Origin of the sequence: Streptomyces sp. NPDC006385 (assembly GCF_040612485.1) — a bacterium.
In the GTDB taxonomy this organism is placed as follows: domain Bacteria; phylum Actinomycetota; class Actinomycetes; order Streptomycetales; family Streptomycetaceae; genus Streptomyces.
This window is the reverse complement of record NZ_JBEXQG010000025.1, coordinates 48897-68788: the sequence shown is the minus strand read 5'-3', so window position 1 is coordinate 68788 and position 19892 is coordinate 48897. Positions and strand designations below refer to the sequence as shown.

Below are 19892 nucleotides of genomic sequence, written 5' to 3'. Positions count from 1 at the left end.
CTCTATAGCTGAATCTCCTATTTGCGCGTCGGCGCCTTGCGTCACCCTTTTCCGGGTGCGCTCTTGCCCGCCTCTCTTGCGGCCCTCATTTGCCTCTACTGCGGCTATCCGTGTCCTCTTCGGGAATTCAGAAAGAGTTCCTCTCGCGTTCAGGTACGCATCGAATCCTGCGTCGAGCCGACGCGAGACCGGTAGCCCCAAGCCCATTCGGACAAGGCGAAGGTATGGATGACAAGCGTGCTCTTCTGCTGAAACTGCTGGCTTCCGTGCGGCAGGCGGCCGTCCCCGGGAACGAGGCTGAGGGCATCGCCGTCATCGGGCTGGCCGGGCGGTATCCCGGGGCGGCCACACCGCAGGACCTGTGGCGCAACGTGCTGCAGGGACGCAACTGCATCGGCGAGGTGCCCGCGGACCGCTGGGCGGTGGACGAGCACTACCACCCCGACGGCGCGGACGGGCGCAGCTACAGCAAGTGGGGCGGCTGGCTGCAGGACGTCGACAAGTTCGACCCGCTGCTCTTTCAGATCTCTCCCTCCGACGCGGAGGAGATGGACCCCCAGGAACGGCTGTTCCTGGAAACCGCCTGGGCGACGGCAGAGGACGCCGGTTACGCGCCGCGCGGCCTGGCCGAGGCCGGCCCGGTCGGTGTCTTCGCCGGCGTGATGAACAACGACTACGAGTGGCTGGCGGGGCAGGCCGACGCCTTCGGCACGCGCACCAACGCCCGTGCCCCGCACTGGTCGATCAGCAACCGGGTGTCCTACGTACTGGACCTGCGCGGCCCCAGCCTGACGGTGGACACCGCCTGCTCCGCCTCGCTCACCGCCATCCACCTGGCCTGCGACAGCCTGCGGCGAGGCGAGTGTCAGATGGCCCTCGCGGGCGGCGTCAACCTCATCCTCCACCCGGCGCACCTGGACATGCTGGCGGACCGTCAGATGATCTCGCGGGGTGACCGGTGCCGCAGCTTCGGCGCCTCAGCGGACGGATTCGTCGACGGCGAGGGCGTCGGCGCGGTCCTGCTCAAGCCGCTGCGCGCGGCGGAGGCGGACGGTGACCGGATCTACGCCGTCCTGAAGGGCTCCGCGATCAACTCCGGTGGCCGGACCAGCGGTTACACGGTGCCCAGCCCCCAGGCGCAGGCGGAGGTGATCCGCGCGGCTGTGCGCCGCTCCGGTGTCGACCCGCGCACCATCACCTACGTGGAGGCCCACGGGACCGGCACTCCGCTCGGTGATCCCATCGAGATCGCCGGGCTGCGCGAGGGGCTGCTGGGCGGTGCCCCCGCCGACGCCCGGCCCGAGTGCGCCATCGGCTCGGTCAAGTCCAACATCGGCCACCTGGAGTCCGCCGCCGGCATCGCCGGACTCGCCAAGGTGCTGATGCAGCTCCGCCACGGGGTGGTGCCGCCCTCGCTGCACTCCGAGCAGCTCAACCCGGACATCGATCTGTCCGGGACCCCCTTCCGCGTCCAGCAGGAGGCCGCACCCTGGCCGCGCCCCGTGCTGCGGGACGACGCAGGGCGGGAGCGGGAGTTCCCGCGCCGTGCCGGCATCAGCTCCTTCGGTGGCGGAGGCGCCAACGCGCATCTGATCGTCGAGGAGTACCTGGGCGCCCGGCCGCCGGGCCGGAAGGGCGGCGGTACGGAACTCGTCGTGCTCTCCGCCCTCAGCGAGGAACGACTGCGCACCTACGCCGGGCAACTGGCCGACTTCCTGGACGGTCGCCCGGCCGGCGGCGCGTCCCTCCAGGACAGCGCCCGCACCGCCGCCGAGGTGCTGCGGGCGCGGCCGGAGGACCTGGATCCGGACACCCCGTTGGCGGACTACGGCTTCTCGCCCGCCCAACTCGCCGAACTTAGCGAGGAGTTGGGACTGGAGCCGACGGTTCCCGGTACGGCGACGCTGCGCGACCTGGCATCCGGCGGGGAACCGGAACTCGCCCTTGCCGATGTCGCCCACACCCTGCGCGTGGGCCGCGAGCAGCTCGACGTCCGGCTCGCCTTCCCGGCGGGGGACCTCGCCGAGATGCGCGCGGTGCTGCGGGCCGTGGCCCGCCAGGCGGAGACCGGCGTGGAGCTGAACGACGCCGGGGCCACCCGCCGCACGCTGGAGCCGGACGCCGGCGAGCGCCTGGCCCGCGCCCTCGCCGACGGCGACCTGCGGACCGCGGCCCGGCTGTGGACCCAAGGCGCGTACGCCGCCTGGCCGGTGACCGGTGCCCGCCGGGTGGGCCTGCCGACGTACCCCTTCGCCCGCAAGCGCTACTGGCTTCCGCTGCCCGACGCCACGCGTGCGGCCGGGGTGACGCAGCCTCGTCCGCCCCACGCGGCCGCACCCGCGCCGGCGAGGGCTCAGCACACCGCGGCGGTCGGCGCCTCCACCGCGCGCACGGGCGCGATCGAGACCGCCGAGGTGGCCGGCGCCGCCGGAACCGAGGAACGCCAACTGCGGTGCCTGCAGCCGGTGTGGTGCCCCGAGGACCTGGACCGGGCCGGCCCGGTCGGCCGGGCCGAGGGCCCGGTGGCCGTGCTCACGGCGGGGGAGCCCGACGCGCTGGCCGAGGCGCTCCTCCGCCACCACCCCGGAGCGCGGCTGATCCGGCTGGACCGCGACGACCCGGCCGTGCTGCTCGCCGAGCCGGTGGCGCACCTGTACCACCTGGGCGCCACACGGAGTCCGGGAGACCTGGAGACCGGGGTGCGCGACGGCGTGCTCGCGCTGTTCGCGACCCACGCGGCCGCCTCGCGGCTCACCGTGGTGACCGAGGGCGCCCACGAGGACAACCCGTCGGCCGCGGCGCTGCTCGGCTTCGTCCAGGTGCTCGCCGCCGAGCGGCCCGACCTGGACATCACCTGCGTCGACGTGCAGGACGCCGACCCGGAGCGGGCCCTCGCCGCGATCCTCGCGGAGCCCGCCCACCCGGCCGGCCGCGCGACGCTGCTGCGGAACGGCCGACGGTACGTACGGCGTCTGGTGGACAGCCCGCTGCCCCGGCCCGACCGGTCCCCGTACCGACAGGGAGGAACGTATCTCCTGTTAGGCGGCACCGGGGGCATCGGGCGGGTCCTGTCCGAGGACCTCGCCCGGCGGTTCCGCGCCAACCTGGTGTGGATCAGCCGGAGCGAACCGGGCCCCGAGCAGAAGAGATCCATCGCCCGAGTGCGGGAGGCGGGCGGCGAGGTCCTCCACCTGACGGCCGACGCCGCCGACGCCGGAGCGCTGCGCGCGGCCGTGGCGAAGGCCAAGGAACACTTCGGCGCGCTGCACGGCGCCTTCCACGCGGCCATGACGTTCAACGCGAGCACCATCGCCGAACTCGGCACCGCCGCACTGCGCACCGCCCTCGCCGCCAAGGTGGACGGCTCGGTCGCCCTGGCCGAGGCACTGGACGGCGAACCCCTGGACTTCCTCGTCTTCTTCAGCTCCGTCGGTTCCTTCGTCAGCGCCGCGGGCAACGCCGCCTACGTCGCCGCGAGCGCCTTCCAGGACGCCTACGGCAGACAGCTCGCCACCCGTCGCCCCCATCCGGTGCACGTCGTGAACTGGGGCTACTGGGGGCAGGTCGGCTCCGGAGCGCAGCCGGGCCTGACGGAGGTGTTCCGGCGGGCCGACATCGATGCCTTCCCGGTGCGCGAGGGGCTCGACGCCCTGGAACGGATACTGGCGCACGGCCCGGTCCAGGTCCTGCCGATACGGGCCGGCCGCCGCGCGCTTCAGGCCCTGGGGCACCGCCCGTCCGAACTGGCCCGCCGCCTCGGCCGCCCCGAACCGGCCGGCCCCGGCGCCGCCGCCGTCCTGCGCGGCTACGACCGGCTGGCCGCCCTGTGCGACCGGGCGCTGCTCGACGTCTACCGGCGGATGGGGGCCCTGCTGCGGCCGGGGGAGCGGCACGACGTCTCCGCCCTCGCCGACCGGCTCGGCATCCTGCCCAAGTACCGCAGGCTGCACCGGGCCCTGCTCAACATCCTCGCCGACGCCGGCCAGGTGTCCGTGCGCGGCGACGAGGTGGAGGTGCTGCCGGCCGCGGCGGGCAGCGACCCGGACGACTGGGAGCGGGAACTCGACGAGATCGCCGCCGACCACCCCGACATCGCGGCCACGGTCACGCTCACCCGTCTGTTCCTGCGCTGCTACCCGCAGGTGCTGCGCGGCGAGGTCGGGGCCACCGAAGTGATGTTCCCCGACGCGTCGATGGACCTGGTCCGGGACTTCTACCGCGGCAACCCGCTCACGGACTCCTTCAACGAACTGGTCGCCCACGCCGTCGCCGAGTACGCGCGCCCGCGCCTGTCCGGGCCGGACCACGGGGAGCCGCTGCGCGTGGTGGAACTCGGTGCCGGGACGGGCGCGACGACCGAACGGGTCCTGCCCGTGCTGTCCGGCGCCCCCCGGCGGGTCGAGTACGTCTTCACAGACATCTCGCCGCAGTTCCTGGAAGCGGCGGAGCAGCGGTTCGCGGACACCTACCCGTTCACCGTCTTCCGTACCCTCAACCTCGAACGGCCCCTGGCCGACCAGGGGTTCGCGCCCGGCACGGCCGATGTCGTCGTCGCCACCAACGTCGTACACGCGACCTCGGACCTGCGCCGCACCCTGCGCACGGCCCGGGAACTGCTGCGCCCCGGCGGCCGGCTGGTGCTCAACGAGCTGACGGCGGTGCGCAGCAGCATCACCGTCACCGGCGGGGTCCTCGAGGGCTGGTGGGCGTTCACCGACGCCGGTCTGCGCATCCCGGACGCCCCGCTGGCCACCGCGGCGACCTGGCAGCGCCTGGTGCTGGAGGAGGGCTGCACCGACGCCGTCGTCCTGGAGCGGGACCTCCCCCTCGGCCAGCACGTGATCGTCGCGCAGAACGCCGACCGGGCGGATACCGGAAAGGCGGCACCGGCCGTGCCCGCGACCGGGCGGCCGGCCCCCGCCACCGTCCCCGCCGGCGGCGCCCTGCTCGCCAGGCTCGCCCAGATCGTCGAGCACTCGCTGAAGCTCGAGGCGTCCCTCGACACCGACCGGCCGCTGTCCGACTACGGTTTCGACTCGCTCAGCGGTATGAAGGTCGCCGCGGCGATCGAGGAAACCCTCGGGGTCCGCGTCCCGCTGCGCGACCTGCTGCGGCACCCCACCCTGCGCGACCTGGCGGACTTCCTGGAACCGGCGGCGGCTGCCGACGCGGCCCCGCAGCCGCTCGCCCGCCCGGCCGCACCCGGCGCCGACGCGCTCACCGCGCGGGAGTTCCCGCTCTCGGCCGGGCAGCGCGCACTCGCCGTGATCGAGCGGACCAGCCCCGGTACCTACGCCTACAACCTGCCGCTGGCGTTCTGGTTGGAACCGGACACCGACCTGACCGCCCTGAGTGCGGCACTCCAGGCCCTGGCCGACCGGCACGAGCAGCTGCGGGCCCGGGTCATCGGTGACCGGCAGCGGATCGAGCCGGCGTTGCCAGTGCCGTTCACGCACCGGCGGCTGGACACGGACGACGTGGCAGCGCTCCGCGAGGAGGCGCGCCTGCTCGCCCGCGAGCCGTTCGACCTTGAGGCCGGGCCGCTGGTGCGGGCCGCCGTCCTCACCCTGGCCGACGGGCGGCACGTCCTGCTGCTGGTGTTCCACCACATCGTCTTCGACGGCGTCTCCATCGCCGTCTTCCTGCGGGAACTGTCCGCCTTCTACCGGGGGGCGCCGCCGACCGAGCGCCCGGAGCGCACCTACGCCGACTTCGTCGCCTGGCAGCAGCAACTGCCCGCCTCGCCCCGCGGCGAGCGGCTGCGCTCGTACTGGCTGCGGCGGCTGGAGGGGGACCGCCCCGAGCTGCGGTTCCCGTGGGACCGCCCGCGCCCCGCCGTGCCGAGCCACCGGGGCGCGTCCGTCGAGGGGCGGCTGAGCGGCTCCCTCGTCCGGCAGGCCAAGCGGCTCGCCGACGCGGAGGGGACCTCCCTCTTCTGCGTGCTGCTCGCGTCGTACACGGCACTGCTGCACCGCTACTGCGGGCAGGACCGCGTGGATGTGGGCACCCCCGTCGCGGGGCGGCCCTCGCCCGAGTACGCCGACGTGATCGGCTACTTCGTGAACATGGTCGTCCTGCGCTGCGACATCGCGCCCGAGGAGGACTTCCGTGGCCTGCTGCGGTCGGTGCGCGACGTCACCCTCGAAGCGCTGGAGCACGGCGATCACCCGCTGCTCACACTCGCCCAGGACCTGCGCGCCCAGCGCCTGTTCGACACCGCCTTCTACTTCCAGAACTGGGTCGAGACCGGCTCCGGCACCGCGCCCGTGACCGGGGTCTTCCCGGGAGTGCACCAGGAAGGCGAGTTCGACCTCACCCTGGAGGTGGTGGAGGAGGCGGACGGCGCCCGCTACTGCCTGAAGTACAACCCCGACCTCCTCGACGAGGACACCGCACGGCGGTTCGGCGAGCACTTCGAGGCGCTGGCCGGTGCCGCGATCGCCGAGCCCGGTACCGCGCTCGACCGGCTCGCCGTACGCACGCCCGCGGAGCGGCACCTCGAGCGCGAGCGGGATCGGCGATCGCGGCGGGCCTGGCCCGAGGACGCCGTCCTGCCGGAGCTGTTCGCGGAGCAGGCCCGGCGCAGCCCGGACGCGGTGGCGGCGGCCGACTCCACCACCGAGCTGACGTACGGCCGGCTTCTCGAGCGTGTCGAGGAACTCGCGGCACACCTGCGGCGGCAGGGGGTCCGGCCGGGACGTACCGTGGGCGTGCTGGTCGACAGGTCGGTCGACATGCTCGCCGCCCTGCTCGGTGTCCTCGCGGCCGGCGGAGCGTACGTACCGCTGGACCCAGGCTATCCGGAGGACCGGCTGCGCTACATGGCCGAGGACGCGGGACTGCACCTGCTGCTCACCGGCCCCGGGACACCTCCCTCGCTCGGCGTCCCCGTGCTGCGGCTCGACCAGGTCCCCGAGGAGGCGTCCGCGCTCCCCGGCGGCGGCGCGGTCCGCTCCCGGGGCCCGGCCCCCGACGACCCGGCGTACGTGATCTACACCTCGGGCTCCACGGGCCGTCCCAAGGGCGTCCAGGTGCCGCACCGGGCGCTCGCCAACCTGCTGCTGTCGATGGCCGAGGAGCCGGGCCTGTCGGCCGGCGACCACCTGCTCGCGCTCACCACCGTGTGCTTCGACATCGCGGCCCTCGAACTGTTCCTGCCGCTCATCACCGGCGCCCGGGTGGAGATCCTGCCCGCCGAGGTGACCCGGGACGGCGTGCTGCTGCGCCGCCTGCTGGAGAACAGCCCCGCCACCGTCATGCAGGCCACCCCCGCCACCTGGAAGATGCTGCTCGCGGCCGGCTGGCGCGGCACACCCGGACTGAAGGCGCTGTGCGGGGGCGAGGCGCTGGAACAGGACACCGCCGAGCGGCTGCTCGCCCGGGCGGGAGAAGTGTGGAACATGTTCGGGCCGACGGAGACCACCATCTGGTCGTCCGTCAGCCGGCTCACGCCCGGGGAGGGCGTCACCATCGGCCACCCGATCGCCAACACCACGCTGCACGTGCTGGACGCCCGCCGCCGACCGGTCCCCACGGGTGTGCCGGGCGAGTTGTACATCGGCGGCGCCGGCCTCGCCATCGGCTACCTGGGCCGTCCCGAGCTGACCGAGGAGCGGTTCGTCACCCTGGACGGCGAGCGCCGCTACCGCACCGGGGACCTGGTGCGCGCGCTCCCGGACGGCCGGATCGAGTACCTGGGCCGGCTCGACACCCAGGTCAAGGTACGCGGCTTCAGGATCGAACCGGGCGAGGTGGAAGCCGTACTGCGGGCCCGGCCCGGGGTGCGGGAGGCCGCCGTGGTCTCCCGCCCGGTGGGCGGCGACAACGCGCTCTACGCCTTCGTCGTGCCGGCGGAGGGCGCACGACCGCCCGCGCGGGAGGACCTGGGAACCTGGCTGCCCGCCTACCTGGTCCCCGACGTGCTGGTGTCCGTTCCGGCGCTGCCGTACACGCTCAACGGGAAGGTGGACCGCGCCGCACTGCGCGACGCGCCGCTGGAGGAACTGCGCGCGTCCCAGCAGCCCGGCCGCTCCGCCACCCCCGACCGCCACGCCCCGGCCGGGGCGGCGGCGCCCGCGATCCGCGCGCAGGACCTGGCCCGGCTGGTCGCCGAGATCCTCGACGTGGACGCCGCAGGGCTGCCGTACGACGTCTCGCTGGGCGAACTCGGCATGAACTCGGTGAGCTTCACCGCGCTCAGCACCCGCATCACGGAGCACCACGGCATCGAGGTGCTGCCCACCCTGTTCTACCGCTGTCCGACCATCGAGGCCGTCGTGGCCCACCTCGCCCGGAAGGATCAGCAGAACGACGGGACCGCCCCGGACGCCCCGGACCACCCGGAGACCGCGGTACCCGTGGACGGTCCGAACGCCCCTGACCCCGCGGCCGCCGCCGAAGCGTCGGCCGGGCAGCTCCCCGCGTCCCGCCGGAGCGACCTGCCCGACGGCACGGCCGGCGACATCGCGATCGTCGGCATGGCCGCCCGGCTGCCCGGGTCGGCCGACCTTTCGGAGTTCTGGGACCACCTGGTCCAGGGGCACGACCTGATCCGGGAGATCCCGGCCGACCGCTGGGACTGGCGCGCGCACACCGACGTGTCCCGGTCGCGGTGGGGCGGCTTCGTGGAGGGCGTGGACCGTTTCGACGCCGCCTTCTTCGGCATCTCGCCGCGCGAGGCCGAGCTGATGGACCCGCAGCAGCGGTTGCTGCTGGAGGTGGTGTGGTCCGCGATCGAGGACGCCGGCTACCGGGCCTCGGACCTGCGCGGCCGGCGGGTCGGCGTCTTCATCGGCACGACGAACTCCGACTACGCCCAGCTCCAGCGGTCCACCGGGCACGCGGCCGAGGCCCACAGCCTCACCGGGGCCGCGCAGTCGGTCATCCCGAACCGGATCTCCTACGTCCTGGACCTGCGCGGTCCCAGCCTCGCGGTGGACACCGCCTGCTCCAGCTCCCTCACGGCCGTGCACCAGGCCGTCACGGCGCTGCGCGACGGCAGCTGCGACCTGGCCATCGCGGGCGGGGCCAGCCTGATCCTCGACCCCGGGCTCTACGCCGCGCTCAGCCGGGGCGAGATGCTCAGCGAGGACGGGCGCTGCAAGGCCTTCGACGCCTCCGCCAACGGCTACGTGCGCGGCGAGGGGGTCGGCGTGGTCGTCCTGCGCGACCTCGCCGCCGCCCGCCGGGACGGCGACCGGGTGGCCGCGGTCGTCAAGGCGACCGCGGTCAACCACGGAGGCCGCACCACCTCGCTGACCGCGCCCAGCCCCGACGCCCAGGCCGACCTGCTGGAGAGGGCCTACCGGGCCGCCGGCGTCGACCCCGACTCGGTCGGCTACATCGAGGCGCACGGCACCGGAACCGAGCTGGGCGACCCCATCGAGGTCACCGGCCTGACCGAGGCGTTCACCCGGCTCGACCGGACCGCGCGGCCCGACGGGCCGGTGTGCGGGATCGGCTCGGTGAAGACCAACATCGGCCACCTGGAGGCCGCCGCGGGCATCGCCGGGCTGCTCAAGGTGGTCCTGGCGCTGCGCCACCGGACCCTGCCCGCCAGCCTCCACTTCCGGGAGCGCAACCCCTACGTCCGCTTGGACGACGGCCCGTTCGAGGTCGTCGACACCACCCGCCCCTGGCCCTCCCCGGTGGACGCCGAGGGCCGGCCACTGCCGCGCCGGGCCGGGGTCAGTTCCTTCGGCTTCGGCGGCGCGGGCGCCCACGTGGTGCTCGAAGAGGCCCCGGACACGCCGGGCGCCGGTTCCGAATCGGAGCCGGAGCACGAGGACCTCTACGTGCTCTCCGCCCGCACCACGCGCGCCCTGCGCGAACAGGCCCGCCGGCTGGCCGCGTTCGTCCGCCGGGAGCGGCCCGCGCTCGCCGACATCGCCCACACCCTGCGGGTCGGACGCGAGAGCATGCCCGAGCGGCTCGCCTTCGTCGCGCGCGACCGTGTCGAGCTGCTGCGGCTCCTGGACACCTGCGCCGAGGGCCGGACCGAGCCGGACGTGCTGCGCGGTGACGCGCGGACCGGGCGGCGGCGCACCTCGGCCGCCTCCGGCGCGGCCTGGCGGGACTTCGTGCGCGCGCTGGCCGCCGACCGGGACCTGCGCTCCGTGGCCGAACTGTGGACCGACGGAGCGGACGTCGACTGGTCCGACCTGCCGCCCGCCCGCCGGATCGGCCTGCCCACCTACCCGTTCGAGCCCGTGCGGCACTGGCTCGACACGTCCGCAGGGACCGGGACGGAACAGGCCGGGGACGGAGACGGCGGACTGCTGGACGAGAACGTCTCGACGTTCGGCACCACGGCCTTCGTCAAGCGCCTCACCGGAACCGAGTTCTACCTGGCCGATCACCGGGTGGGCGATGACCTGGTCCTGCCCGGTGTGCTGTACCTCGAACTGGCCCGGCAGGCCGGCGAGCGTGCCCACGGCCGGGCCCGCGTCCGGCACGTCGAGGACGTCGTGTGGGCCGCCCCGCTCACGCTGCCACCCGGCCGGAACCAGGAGCTGCGGGTGACGGTGGCGCCGTCCGGTGAGTTCGAGATCAGCAGCGAACACCCGCACGCGCACGGACGGCTCGTCCTCGACGACCGGCGGCCCACCGGGGCCGACGTTCCCGGACCCGTCGACGTGGCCGCGCTGCGCGAGCGGTGCCGCGACAGCCGTACGCCCGAGGAGTGCTACGCCCGCTTCTCCGGCGTCGGCTTCCACTACGGCCCGGCCTTCCGAGTCCTTCAGGAGCTGCGGCTCGGCGACGGTGAGGCACTGGCTGTGCTGCGGCATCCCGGCCTCGGCCCGCGGTTCGCCTTCCACCCCTCCCTGCTCGACGGCGCCCTGCAGGCCGCCGGCTGGCTGGCCGAGGGCACCGCGGCCCATCTGCCCTACGCGATCGGCGCCGTACGGCTGTTCGCACCGGAACCGGCGGCCGGCTGGCCGCAGACCTGCCTGGTGCACGCCGTGGCCGTGGAGCGGGGCCCGGACGGCCAGGCGTTCGACATCACCCTCGCGGCCGAGGACGGCACCCCCCTGGCGCGAATCGAGCGGTTCGTCCTGCGTCCCGTACCCGGCGCCGGCCGGCGGACGCACGCCTTCGAACCGGTATGGGAGGAGGCGGCGGACACACCCGCCGCGGTGCACGCCGAGGTCCACCGGCTGGTGATCCTCGACACCGGGGACGAGCGCGCCGAGACGCTGCGAGCGGAGTTGAGCGCGCTCGCACCCGAGTGGGACATCCGGACCGGCGACCCCGACGGCGCCTCGCACCTGGTGCACCTGGCCTCCGGCAGCGATCTGGACGAGGCGCTGCGAAGCGGCTTCCACCGCGCCCTGACGCTGTGCCGCACCCGGATCGCCGGGCGCGGCGGGCCGCTGCGCTACCTGTACGTACACGACGACGAGCCCGGCGCGGCCGGCGCGGCGCATGCCGCTCTCGACGCCTTCGCCCGCTCGATCGGACAGGAACACCCGCAGATCCGGATGAGCGTGGTGGCCCGCACCGGTGCCTCCGGCTCCCCGCGCGACCTCGCCGAGCTGGTGCGCGCCGAGGTGCTGTGCGGCGCCGGACCGGAGCTGCGCACGGACGGCCGACGCCGTCTGTCCCGTGCCTGGCGTCCGCTGGCCCTGCCCGCTCCCGCCGTCTCGCCGCTGGCCCGCGACGGAGCGCACCTGATCACCGGAGGGTCCGGGCGGCTCGCTCTGCACGTCGCCCGCCGCATCGCCGACCGGCATCCCGGCGCAGGGATCGTCCTCGTCAGCCGGTCCGCGCCGGCCGGCCCGCTTCCGGACGGCTGGCTGCACGTCCGGGCCGACGTCACCGTGCCCGCCGACGTGGCACGGGCGGTGCGCGCGGCCCGGGACCGGTTCGGGCGGGTGGCCGGCGTGGTCCACGCCGCCGGCACCCTGCGGGACGCCCTCGTCCTGCACAAGAGCGACGCGGACGCCGAGGCCGTGCTCGCGCCGAAGGTGCTCGGTGCCGTGCTGCTCGACGAGGCGACCCGTGCCGACGAGCCCGACTACTTCGTCGTGTTCGGCTCGACCGCGGCGGTGTTCGGCAACGCCGGGCAGACCGACTACGCCTTCGCCAACAGCTTCCTCGACCACTACCTCCAGCGCCGCCCGGGTCGCGGACTGGCCGTCGACTGGTCGCTGTGGCAGGACGGCGGCATGACCCTCGGTGCCGAGGCCCGGCGTGCCATGCGCCGCGAGTTCGGCATGGAGCCGCTGCCCACCGAAGCGGCGCTCGACGCGCTGGAGGCTGCCCTGGCCCACGGCGCCACCCGGGTCCTGCTCACCGCGGGCGATGCCACCCGGATCGGCGCGGCCCTGCTCCGCGCGGACGCCCCCCAGGCCGCGCCGCCGGCCGCGGCGCCCGCACCCGCGGAGCCCGCCGAGCCCGCCGGGGACCTGCGGGCGGGCGCGGTGGAGTTCCTGCGCGGGTTGCTCGCCCAGGAGCTGAAGACGGCGGTGGAGGACATCGCCGAGGACGAGCCGTTCGACCACTACGGTGTGGACTCGCTGCTGGTGCTCAGCCTGACCCGGGCGCTGGAGAAACACTTCGGACCGCTGTCGAAGACGCTGTTCTTCGAGTACGTCACCACCCGGGAACTCGCCGGCTACCTGGCCGAGGAACACCCGGCGGCGCTGCGCGAGCTGCTGGGCACCGGGCCGGTGAGCGAGCCGGTCCCCGCCACGCCCTCCGAGCCTCCACGCACCGCCGGGCGGACGCTGCCCGCGGAGACCGCCGCGCGGCCCGTGGCCGTGCACACCGCCATACCCGCCGACGACCGGGACGACATCGTGATCGTCGGCGTGGCCGGCCGCTACCCCAAGGCCGACGACCTCTGGGAGTTCTGGCGGAACCTCCGGCAGGGCCGTGACTGCGTCGAGGAGGTGCCCCGCGAGCGCTGGAACCACGACCAGTTCTACGACCCGGACGCCGACGCCCCCGGCAAGACCTACGGCAAGTGGGGCGGCTGGCTGTCCGACGTCGGGTCGTTCGACCCGATGTTCTTCCGGATGTCCAAGGCGGAGGCCGACCACATCGACCCGCAGGAGCGGCTGTTCCTGCAGACCGTGTGGCATCTGCTGGAGGACGCCGGCACCTCCCGGGCGGCTCTGTCCTCGGTCCGCACCGGCGTCTTCGTGGGGCTCATGTACGGCCACTACCAGCTGTACGGCGTCGAGGAGGCGCTGCGCGGCACCGGCGCCGCCACCTCCTCGTCGTACGCGTCGGTGGCCAACCGGGTGTCGTACTTCTACGGCTTCGACGGGCCCAGCATCGCGATCGACACCATGTGCTCGTCCTCGCTGACCGCCCTGCACCTGGCCTGCCAGGCCATCCGCGACGGGGACTGCGACGTCGCCGTGGCCGGCGGCGTCAACGTCTCCAGCCATCCGCTGAAGTACCTGCAGCTGGCCAAGGGCGGGTTCTTGTCCACCGACGGCAGGTGCCGCAGCTTCGGCGAGGGCGGCGACGGATACGTGCCCGCCGAAGGGGTCGGCGCGCTCCTGCTCAAACGCCGTTCCGCCGCCGAGGCCGACGGCGACCGGATCCTCGCCGTGGTCCGTGCCAGCGCGGTCAACCACGGCGGCGCCGGGAAGGGCTACAGCGTGCCCAACCCCCGGGCGCAGGCCGTGGTCATCGGCGACGCGCTCGGCCGTGCCGGGCTGACCCCCGCCGAACTCGACTACCTGGAGGCGCACGGCACGGGCACCTCGCTCGGTGACCCGGTCGAGATCGCCGGCCTCGCACGCGCCTTCAAGGGACACGAGCTGCGGGGCGTGCGCATCCCGATCGGTTCCGTGAAGTCCGTCATCGGACACGCCGAGGCCGCCGCGGGCATGGCCGCCCTCACCAAGGTGCTGCTGCAGCTGCGCCACGGCGAGCTGGCGCCCTCCCTGCACGCGGAACGGCTCAACCCGGAACTCGGCCTGGACACCACCCCCTTCCACGTCCAGCGCCGTCTCGCCCCGTGGACGCCACGTGCCGACGCGGCCGGCCGCCCGCTGCCCCGCACCGCGGCGGTCAGCGCGTTCGGGGCCGGAGGCAGCAACGCCCATGTGATCCTGGAGGAGTACGTGCCGACCGAGCAGGCCGACCACGACGAGGCGCCGTACGTGTGCGTGCTGTCCGCGAGGGACGCGGACCGCCTCACCGAGTACGCGGAACGCATCGCCGGGTTCCTGCGCGCCGAGGGGCGCGACACGCCGCCCGGCCGGCTCGCCCGCACCCTGCAGAGCCGCGAACCCATGGCCCACCGGCTGGCCGTCGTCTTCGACACCGTCACCGGCCTGGTCAAGGCGCTGGACGCGCACCTGTCCGGTGCCGGTTCGCCCCACGTCCTCACCGGGGTCGCCGAGCGCGCGGCGCAGCCTCCGGCCGACCGCACCCCCCACGAGCTGGCCGCCGCCTGGGTCCGCGGCGCGGACGTCCGCTGGCCGCGGGTCGGGCAGCCCGTCGCACTGCCCGGCTACCCCTTCGCCCGGGAGCGCTGCTGGGTGCCCGCCGCCGCGGTGCGCGATACGACGGGCGACTCGGTCGCCGTACGCCAGGAGACCGCCGCCGTCCCCGGGCCGCCGGAGCACGACCTGGTCCGTGAGGTGGTGCTGTCCGCGGACACACCCGTCATCGCCGGGCACCGGGTGCAGGGCCGGGCCCTGCTGCCCGCGCTGGCCTACTGCGACCTCCTCGCGCAGGTCTTCGCCGAGCACGGACTTCCCGTGGAGCGCCTCACCCTGCGCGACCTGACGGTGGTGCAGCCGCTGGACGCGACCGACGCGCCGGTGACCGCGCGGATCCACTGCGCCGTGGCGGGGCCCGGCCGCTGGCGGGTCACCGTCACCGACGGCGACGGCACCGTCCGCGCCACCGCCGAGGCCGTCGCGGGTGATCCGCCGCCCTTCACCGACCGTCTCACGCCCCGCCCGCACGGCACGCCCCGCCCGCTGTCCGAGGTGTACGCGCGGGACGAGGCCAACGGGCAGGTGTACGCCGGCGCGGCACGCGCCGAGGGATCGCTGTGGCACGACGCCGGGGACCTGGTCGCCGACCTCGTCGCCCCCCGCGGCGAGGAGCACCTGGCACACCCGGCGCTGCTGCTCGGCGCCGCGGTCGCCGCCGGCGCACTGCTGGACACCGAAGGCCGGGCGTACCTGCCGCTGCACGTCGCCTCGTTCCGCACCGCCGGACCGCTGACCGGGCGCCGTACGGTCCGGGTCCGGCGCGACGCGGTGGAGCGGCGGGGCGAGATCGTCCGCATGTCGCTGGACTTCTTCGACGAGGAGGGGCGCCAGGTGGCCGAGTTGTCCGGCCTGTCGAGCAAGGCCGTGCAGTCCACGCCGCCCGCACCCGCGGGTGCCGCCGACCGGTGGAGCGCGCAGGGCGCCGACGGGGACGGGACGCAACCCTCCGATGCCGTCGGCGCGGCCGAGGACCTGGTGCGCAGGCTGCTCGCCGGCGCCCTGGGCCGTGAGCCGCAGGCGATCCCGGTCACCGCCGGCTACTACGAACTCGGGCTGGAATCGGTGCAGGTGCTCGCCCTCGTGGAGGACCTCCAGAAGGCCCTCGGCCGGGAGCTTCCGCCGACGCTGCTCTTCGAGTTCCCCACCGTCCACGACCTGGCGGTCCACCTGGCGCACACGTACCCCGGCGCCCTCCCGCCCGGCGGGCAGGGCCGTGCCGGAACGGACGCCCCGACGGCGGCACCGGCCGCGGCCCCCGCACCCACCGGGCTGAGCCCGCTCCGGGCGGCCGTGACCGTACCGCCCGCCCCGGCGCCCGGCCCGCTGCGGGCGGAGGAACTCGACCGTCTCGTAGCCGGGCAGGTGCTCGCCCGCCTGCACGCGGCCGGAGCGTTCGGCGACGGCCCGGCGACGACGCTCGACCGGCTCGCTGACCGGCTCTGCGTCCAGGACGCCTACCGGCGCTGGCTGGAGGAGGCCGTCCGGCTGCTCACTGCCACCGGGCTGCTCCGGGAACGCCCCGACGGCACGCTGGAGCCGGTGGCGTACGCAGCGCACGACGACTCCGGCTGGCGCGCGGTCCGCGACCGCTGCGCCGCCGACCCCTACTGGAACGCCCAGCTCTCCCTGGTCGAGGAGTGCGTCGACCGGCTGCCCGAGATCCTCTCCGGCGCACTGGCCGCGACCGACGTGCTCTTTCCCGGTGGCTCCATGGCCAAGCTCACCGCGGTGTACCAGGGCAACCCGGTGGCCGACCGGCTCAACGACGTCGTGGCCGAGGTGACGGCCGCGGCGGTGCGGCAGCGCCGGACGGCGGAGCCCACGGCGAGCGTGCACGTCGCCGAGGTCGGGGCCGGCACCGGCGGTACCACCGCCGTCGTCCTGCCCCGACTGGACGCGGACGCCGGGCACCTCGCGTACTGGTACACCGACCTGTCCCCGGCCTTCCTGGACCAGGCCGAGCGCCGGTTCGGCGCCGGCCGGCCGTACCTGCGCTACGGCCGCTGGGACGTGGAGCAGCCGGGCGCGGGCGAGCGGGTGACCGGTGGCGGACTCGACGTGATCGTGGCCACCAACGTGCTGCACGCCACCCGCGACATCCGGCGGGTGCTGCGCAACCTGGCCGCCGCACTGCGGCCGGGCGGCCTGCTGGTGGTCAACGAGATCACCCGCAAGTCGGCCGTGCTCACCCTGACCTTCGGGTTGCTGGAGGGCTGGTGGCGCTACGACGACACCGAGGTACGCACGCCCGGGGCGCCGATCCTGACCGGTGCCCGCTGGCAGGAGGCACTGCGGGACGCCGGGTTCGCCGACATCTGGCGGCCGGTGGCCGAACCCGACGCGTTCGGCGAGGTGTTCGTGGCCCAGCGGCCCGACGAGTTTGTGCCGCCGCCCGGTACGCGGCTGCTGGGCCGGACCTGGGAGCCGGCCGGTACCACCCCCGGCCGGGCGCCGGCTGCCGTGGCCGTCCTCGGCCCCGAGGACGCCGCCCAGCGCCTCGCCGCGAACCTGCCGGATGCCGTGGCGGTCGCGTCCGCCGCCGAGCTCGACGACCGGTTCGACGCCCTCGTCGACCTCGGCGGGACCGATCTGGCGGACTGGCTGCCCGCCCTGCAGCGGATGGCCGGCCGGGGGGCGTTGCTGCTCGGCGTCGGCCCCGGTGACGCTCGCGCCGGGCTGTACCGGATGCTGGGCCACGAGTACCGGCGGCTGCGCTCCCGCTACCTGGAGGCCGACCCCGCCGACCCGGGGCTGCCCGAACTGGTCGGACGCGAACTGGCCGACGCGGGCGACGAGGTGGAGGTCAGCTACCGGGACGGTGTGCGCCACCGCGCCGCCCTGGCCGAGCTGCCCGCCGGCACCGGCGGACCCGTCCGGTTCCCCGCCGACGAGGTCCTGCTGATCACCGGCGGCACCCGCGGAATCGGCCTCGCCCTGGCCCGCCACGCGGTGGACCGGTGGGGAGCCCGCACCGTGGTGCTGACGGGCCGTGAGCAGCTGCCGCCGCGCGAGGAGTGGGATCGGCACGGCGACGACTCGCCGCTCGGTCGCAAGCTGAGTGGGCTGCGTGCGCTGGAGCGCGAACTCGACGCGAAGGGCGCCCGGCTGCGGGTGCTGTCCCTGCCGCTGGGCGAGGACGCCGGGGCGGTCGGCGCGACGCTCGCACAACTGCGCCGAGACTTCGGCCCGATCGGCGGCGTGCTGCATGCGGCGGGGCTGGTGGACCGGGACAACCTGGCCTTCGTGAGCAAACCGGTCCACGCCGTCCGTGCGGTGCTCGCGCCCAAGACGGCCGGAGTGGACGCCCTCGTCGACGCGGTGGCCGACGACCCCCTGCGGTTCTTCGTGCTGTTCTCGTCGGTGGCCTCGCTGGTGCCCGCCGCCGCGGTCGGCCAGAGCGACTACGCCATGGCCAACGCCCACCTCGACGCGGTGGCCCGGCGGCGGCCCCACGGGCTGCCTCTGGTGAGCGTCGCCTGGCCCAGCTGGCGCGGCGTCGGCATGGGCACGGAGCGCCCGGGACCCGGCTACCAGGCGACCGGCCTCGGCGAACTCTCCCTTGAGCAGGGGCTGCGGATACTCGACCACATCCTGGCCACCGGCGCCGGACCGGTGGTCCTGCCGGCCGTCGTCGAGGCCGGCTGGAGTCCGCGCCGCCTGGCCGGACCGGCCAGCGACGGCGCCGGCCCGGGCGGGCCGCCCGCCGCCCGGCCCGCGTCCCCAGCCACGTCACAGAACCTGCCGGCGTCGCTCACCGGGGATCTGGCGACCGCCCGCGCGGCCGCGGCCTCCTGGATCCTGGACCAGCTCGCGGAGCTGGTCGGTTACGACCGGGACCGCCTCGCCGCCGACGTGCCGATCGCCGACTACGGCACCGACTCGATCATGACCGTGCAGGTCCTGCGCAGGGTGGGGGACCGGCTCGGTGCCGAGCTGGCGCCGGACGCCCTGGTGGAACAGCCCACCGTGGACTCCTTCACCGCCTGGCTGGCCACCCGTCACGGTCCCGCCCTGACCGCCGCGTTCGGCTCCGCCGCCGGTGAGCCGTCCGCCTCCGGCCCCGGTCACACGGTGGCGGCCGACGCCGCCGGGGGTGCCGTACGCGCCCTGGCCGCCGTGCGCGAACCGTCCGGTGCCGACGAGCCGCACCAGGCCGCCGGGGACATCGCCGTGATCGGCATGTCGGGCCGCTTCCCCGGCGCCGCCGACCTCGACGGCTACTGGCGGCTGCTCGACGAAGGGCGGTCGGCGCTGGGGCCGGTGCCCCCGGGCCGCTGGCGCGACGGCGAGGGGCTCATGGCGGGCCTGCTCGACCTCGACGGGTTCGACCCGGCCCGCTTCCACCTCTCCGACACGGACGCCGCTGCGATGGACCCGCAGGCGCTGCTGCTGCTGGAGGAGACGCTGTTCGCCCTGTGCGACGCCGGCTACCGGCCCGAGGAGGTCAAGGGCCGCGACATCGGCGTGTACGTCGGCGGCCGCAGCCGGCACAACCCGAGCCGGACGGTGCTGGACCGCAGCCGCAACCCCGTGGTGGCGATCGGGCAGAACTACCTCGCCGCCAACCTGTCGCACCACTTCGACCTGCGCGGCCCCGGTGTGGTGGTGGACACCGCCTGCTCCTCGGCGCTGGTCGCCCTCCAGCAGGCCGTCCAGGCGATGCGCGCGGGAGACATCGAGGGAGCCGTGGTCGCCGGGGTCGGCCTCCTGCCCGACGCGGGCGGGCACCGGCTCTTCGGCCGCCGCGGACTGCTCAACACCGAAGCGGAGTTCCACGTCTTCGACCGCCGAGCGCGCGGCCTCACCCCCGCCGAGGGCGTCGGCGTGCTGCTGCTGCGGCCGCTGGACGCAGCCCGGGCCGCCGGTGACCGCGTACACGCCGTGATCAAGGCGGTGGCCGTCAACAACGACGGCCGCACCGCCGGGCCGGCCACACCCAACCCGGCCGCGCAGCGCGCCGTCATGCTGCGCGCGCTGTCCCGGGCCGGGGTCCGTCCCGAGGACGTCACGCACATCGAGACCAACGCGGCGGGGTCCGCCGTGCCGGACCTGATCGAACTGAAAGCGATCGCCGACGTCTACCGTCCCGCCGGCACCACCCCCTGCTACCTGGGTTCGGTCAAGCCGAACATCGGGCACCCGCAGTGCGCGGAGGGCATGGCGGGACTGATCAAGACCGTGCTGATGCTGCGCAACCGCCGCATCACGCCCTTCCGGAGCGGTGAACAGCCGCCCGAGCACTTCGACTTCGACGCCGTACCCCTGCGGTTCACGCGCGTGCCGCTGCCCTGGCCCGACGGCGCCCCGCTGGTCGCGGCCGTCTCCAGCTTCGCCGACGGCGGGACCAACGCACACGCCGTCCTGGCCGGTTACGACGGTCCCGCCGGGCGCCCTCCGGTGGAGCGTCCGCGGCTGACGCGGCGCCGG

The 19892-nt window shown here is 74.9% G+C and carries 1 protein-coding gene (only partly in view); it reads left to right on the top strand.

The features are described 5' to 3' along the window. Positions 1-224 precede the first annotated feature (224 nt). A protein-coding gene (locus ABZ078_RS20640) for an amino acid adenylation domain-containing protein (RefSeq protein ID WP_356577240.1) crosses the window boundary here: on the top strand, positions 225-19892 show its 5' portion. 3723 nt of this gene lie beyond the right edge of the window; 19668 of the gene's 23391 nt are visible here — the first part of the coding sequence; its start codon is at positions 225-227; its stop codon lies off the right edge, out of view.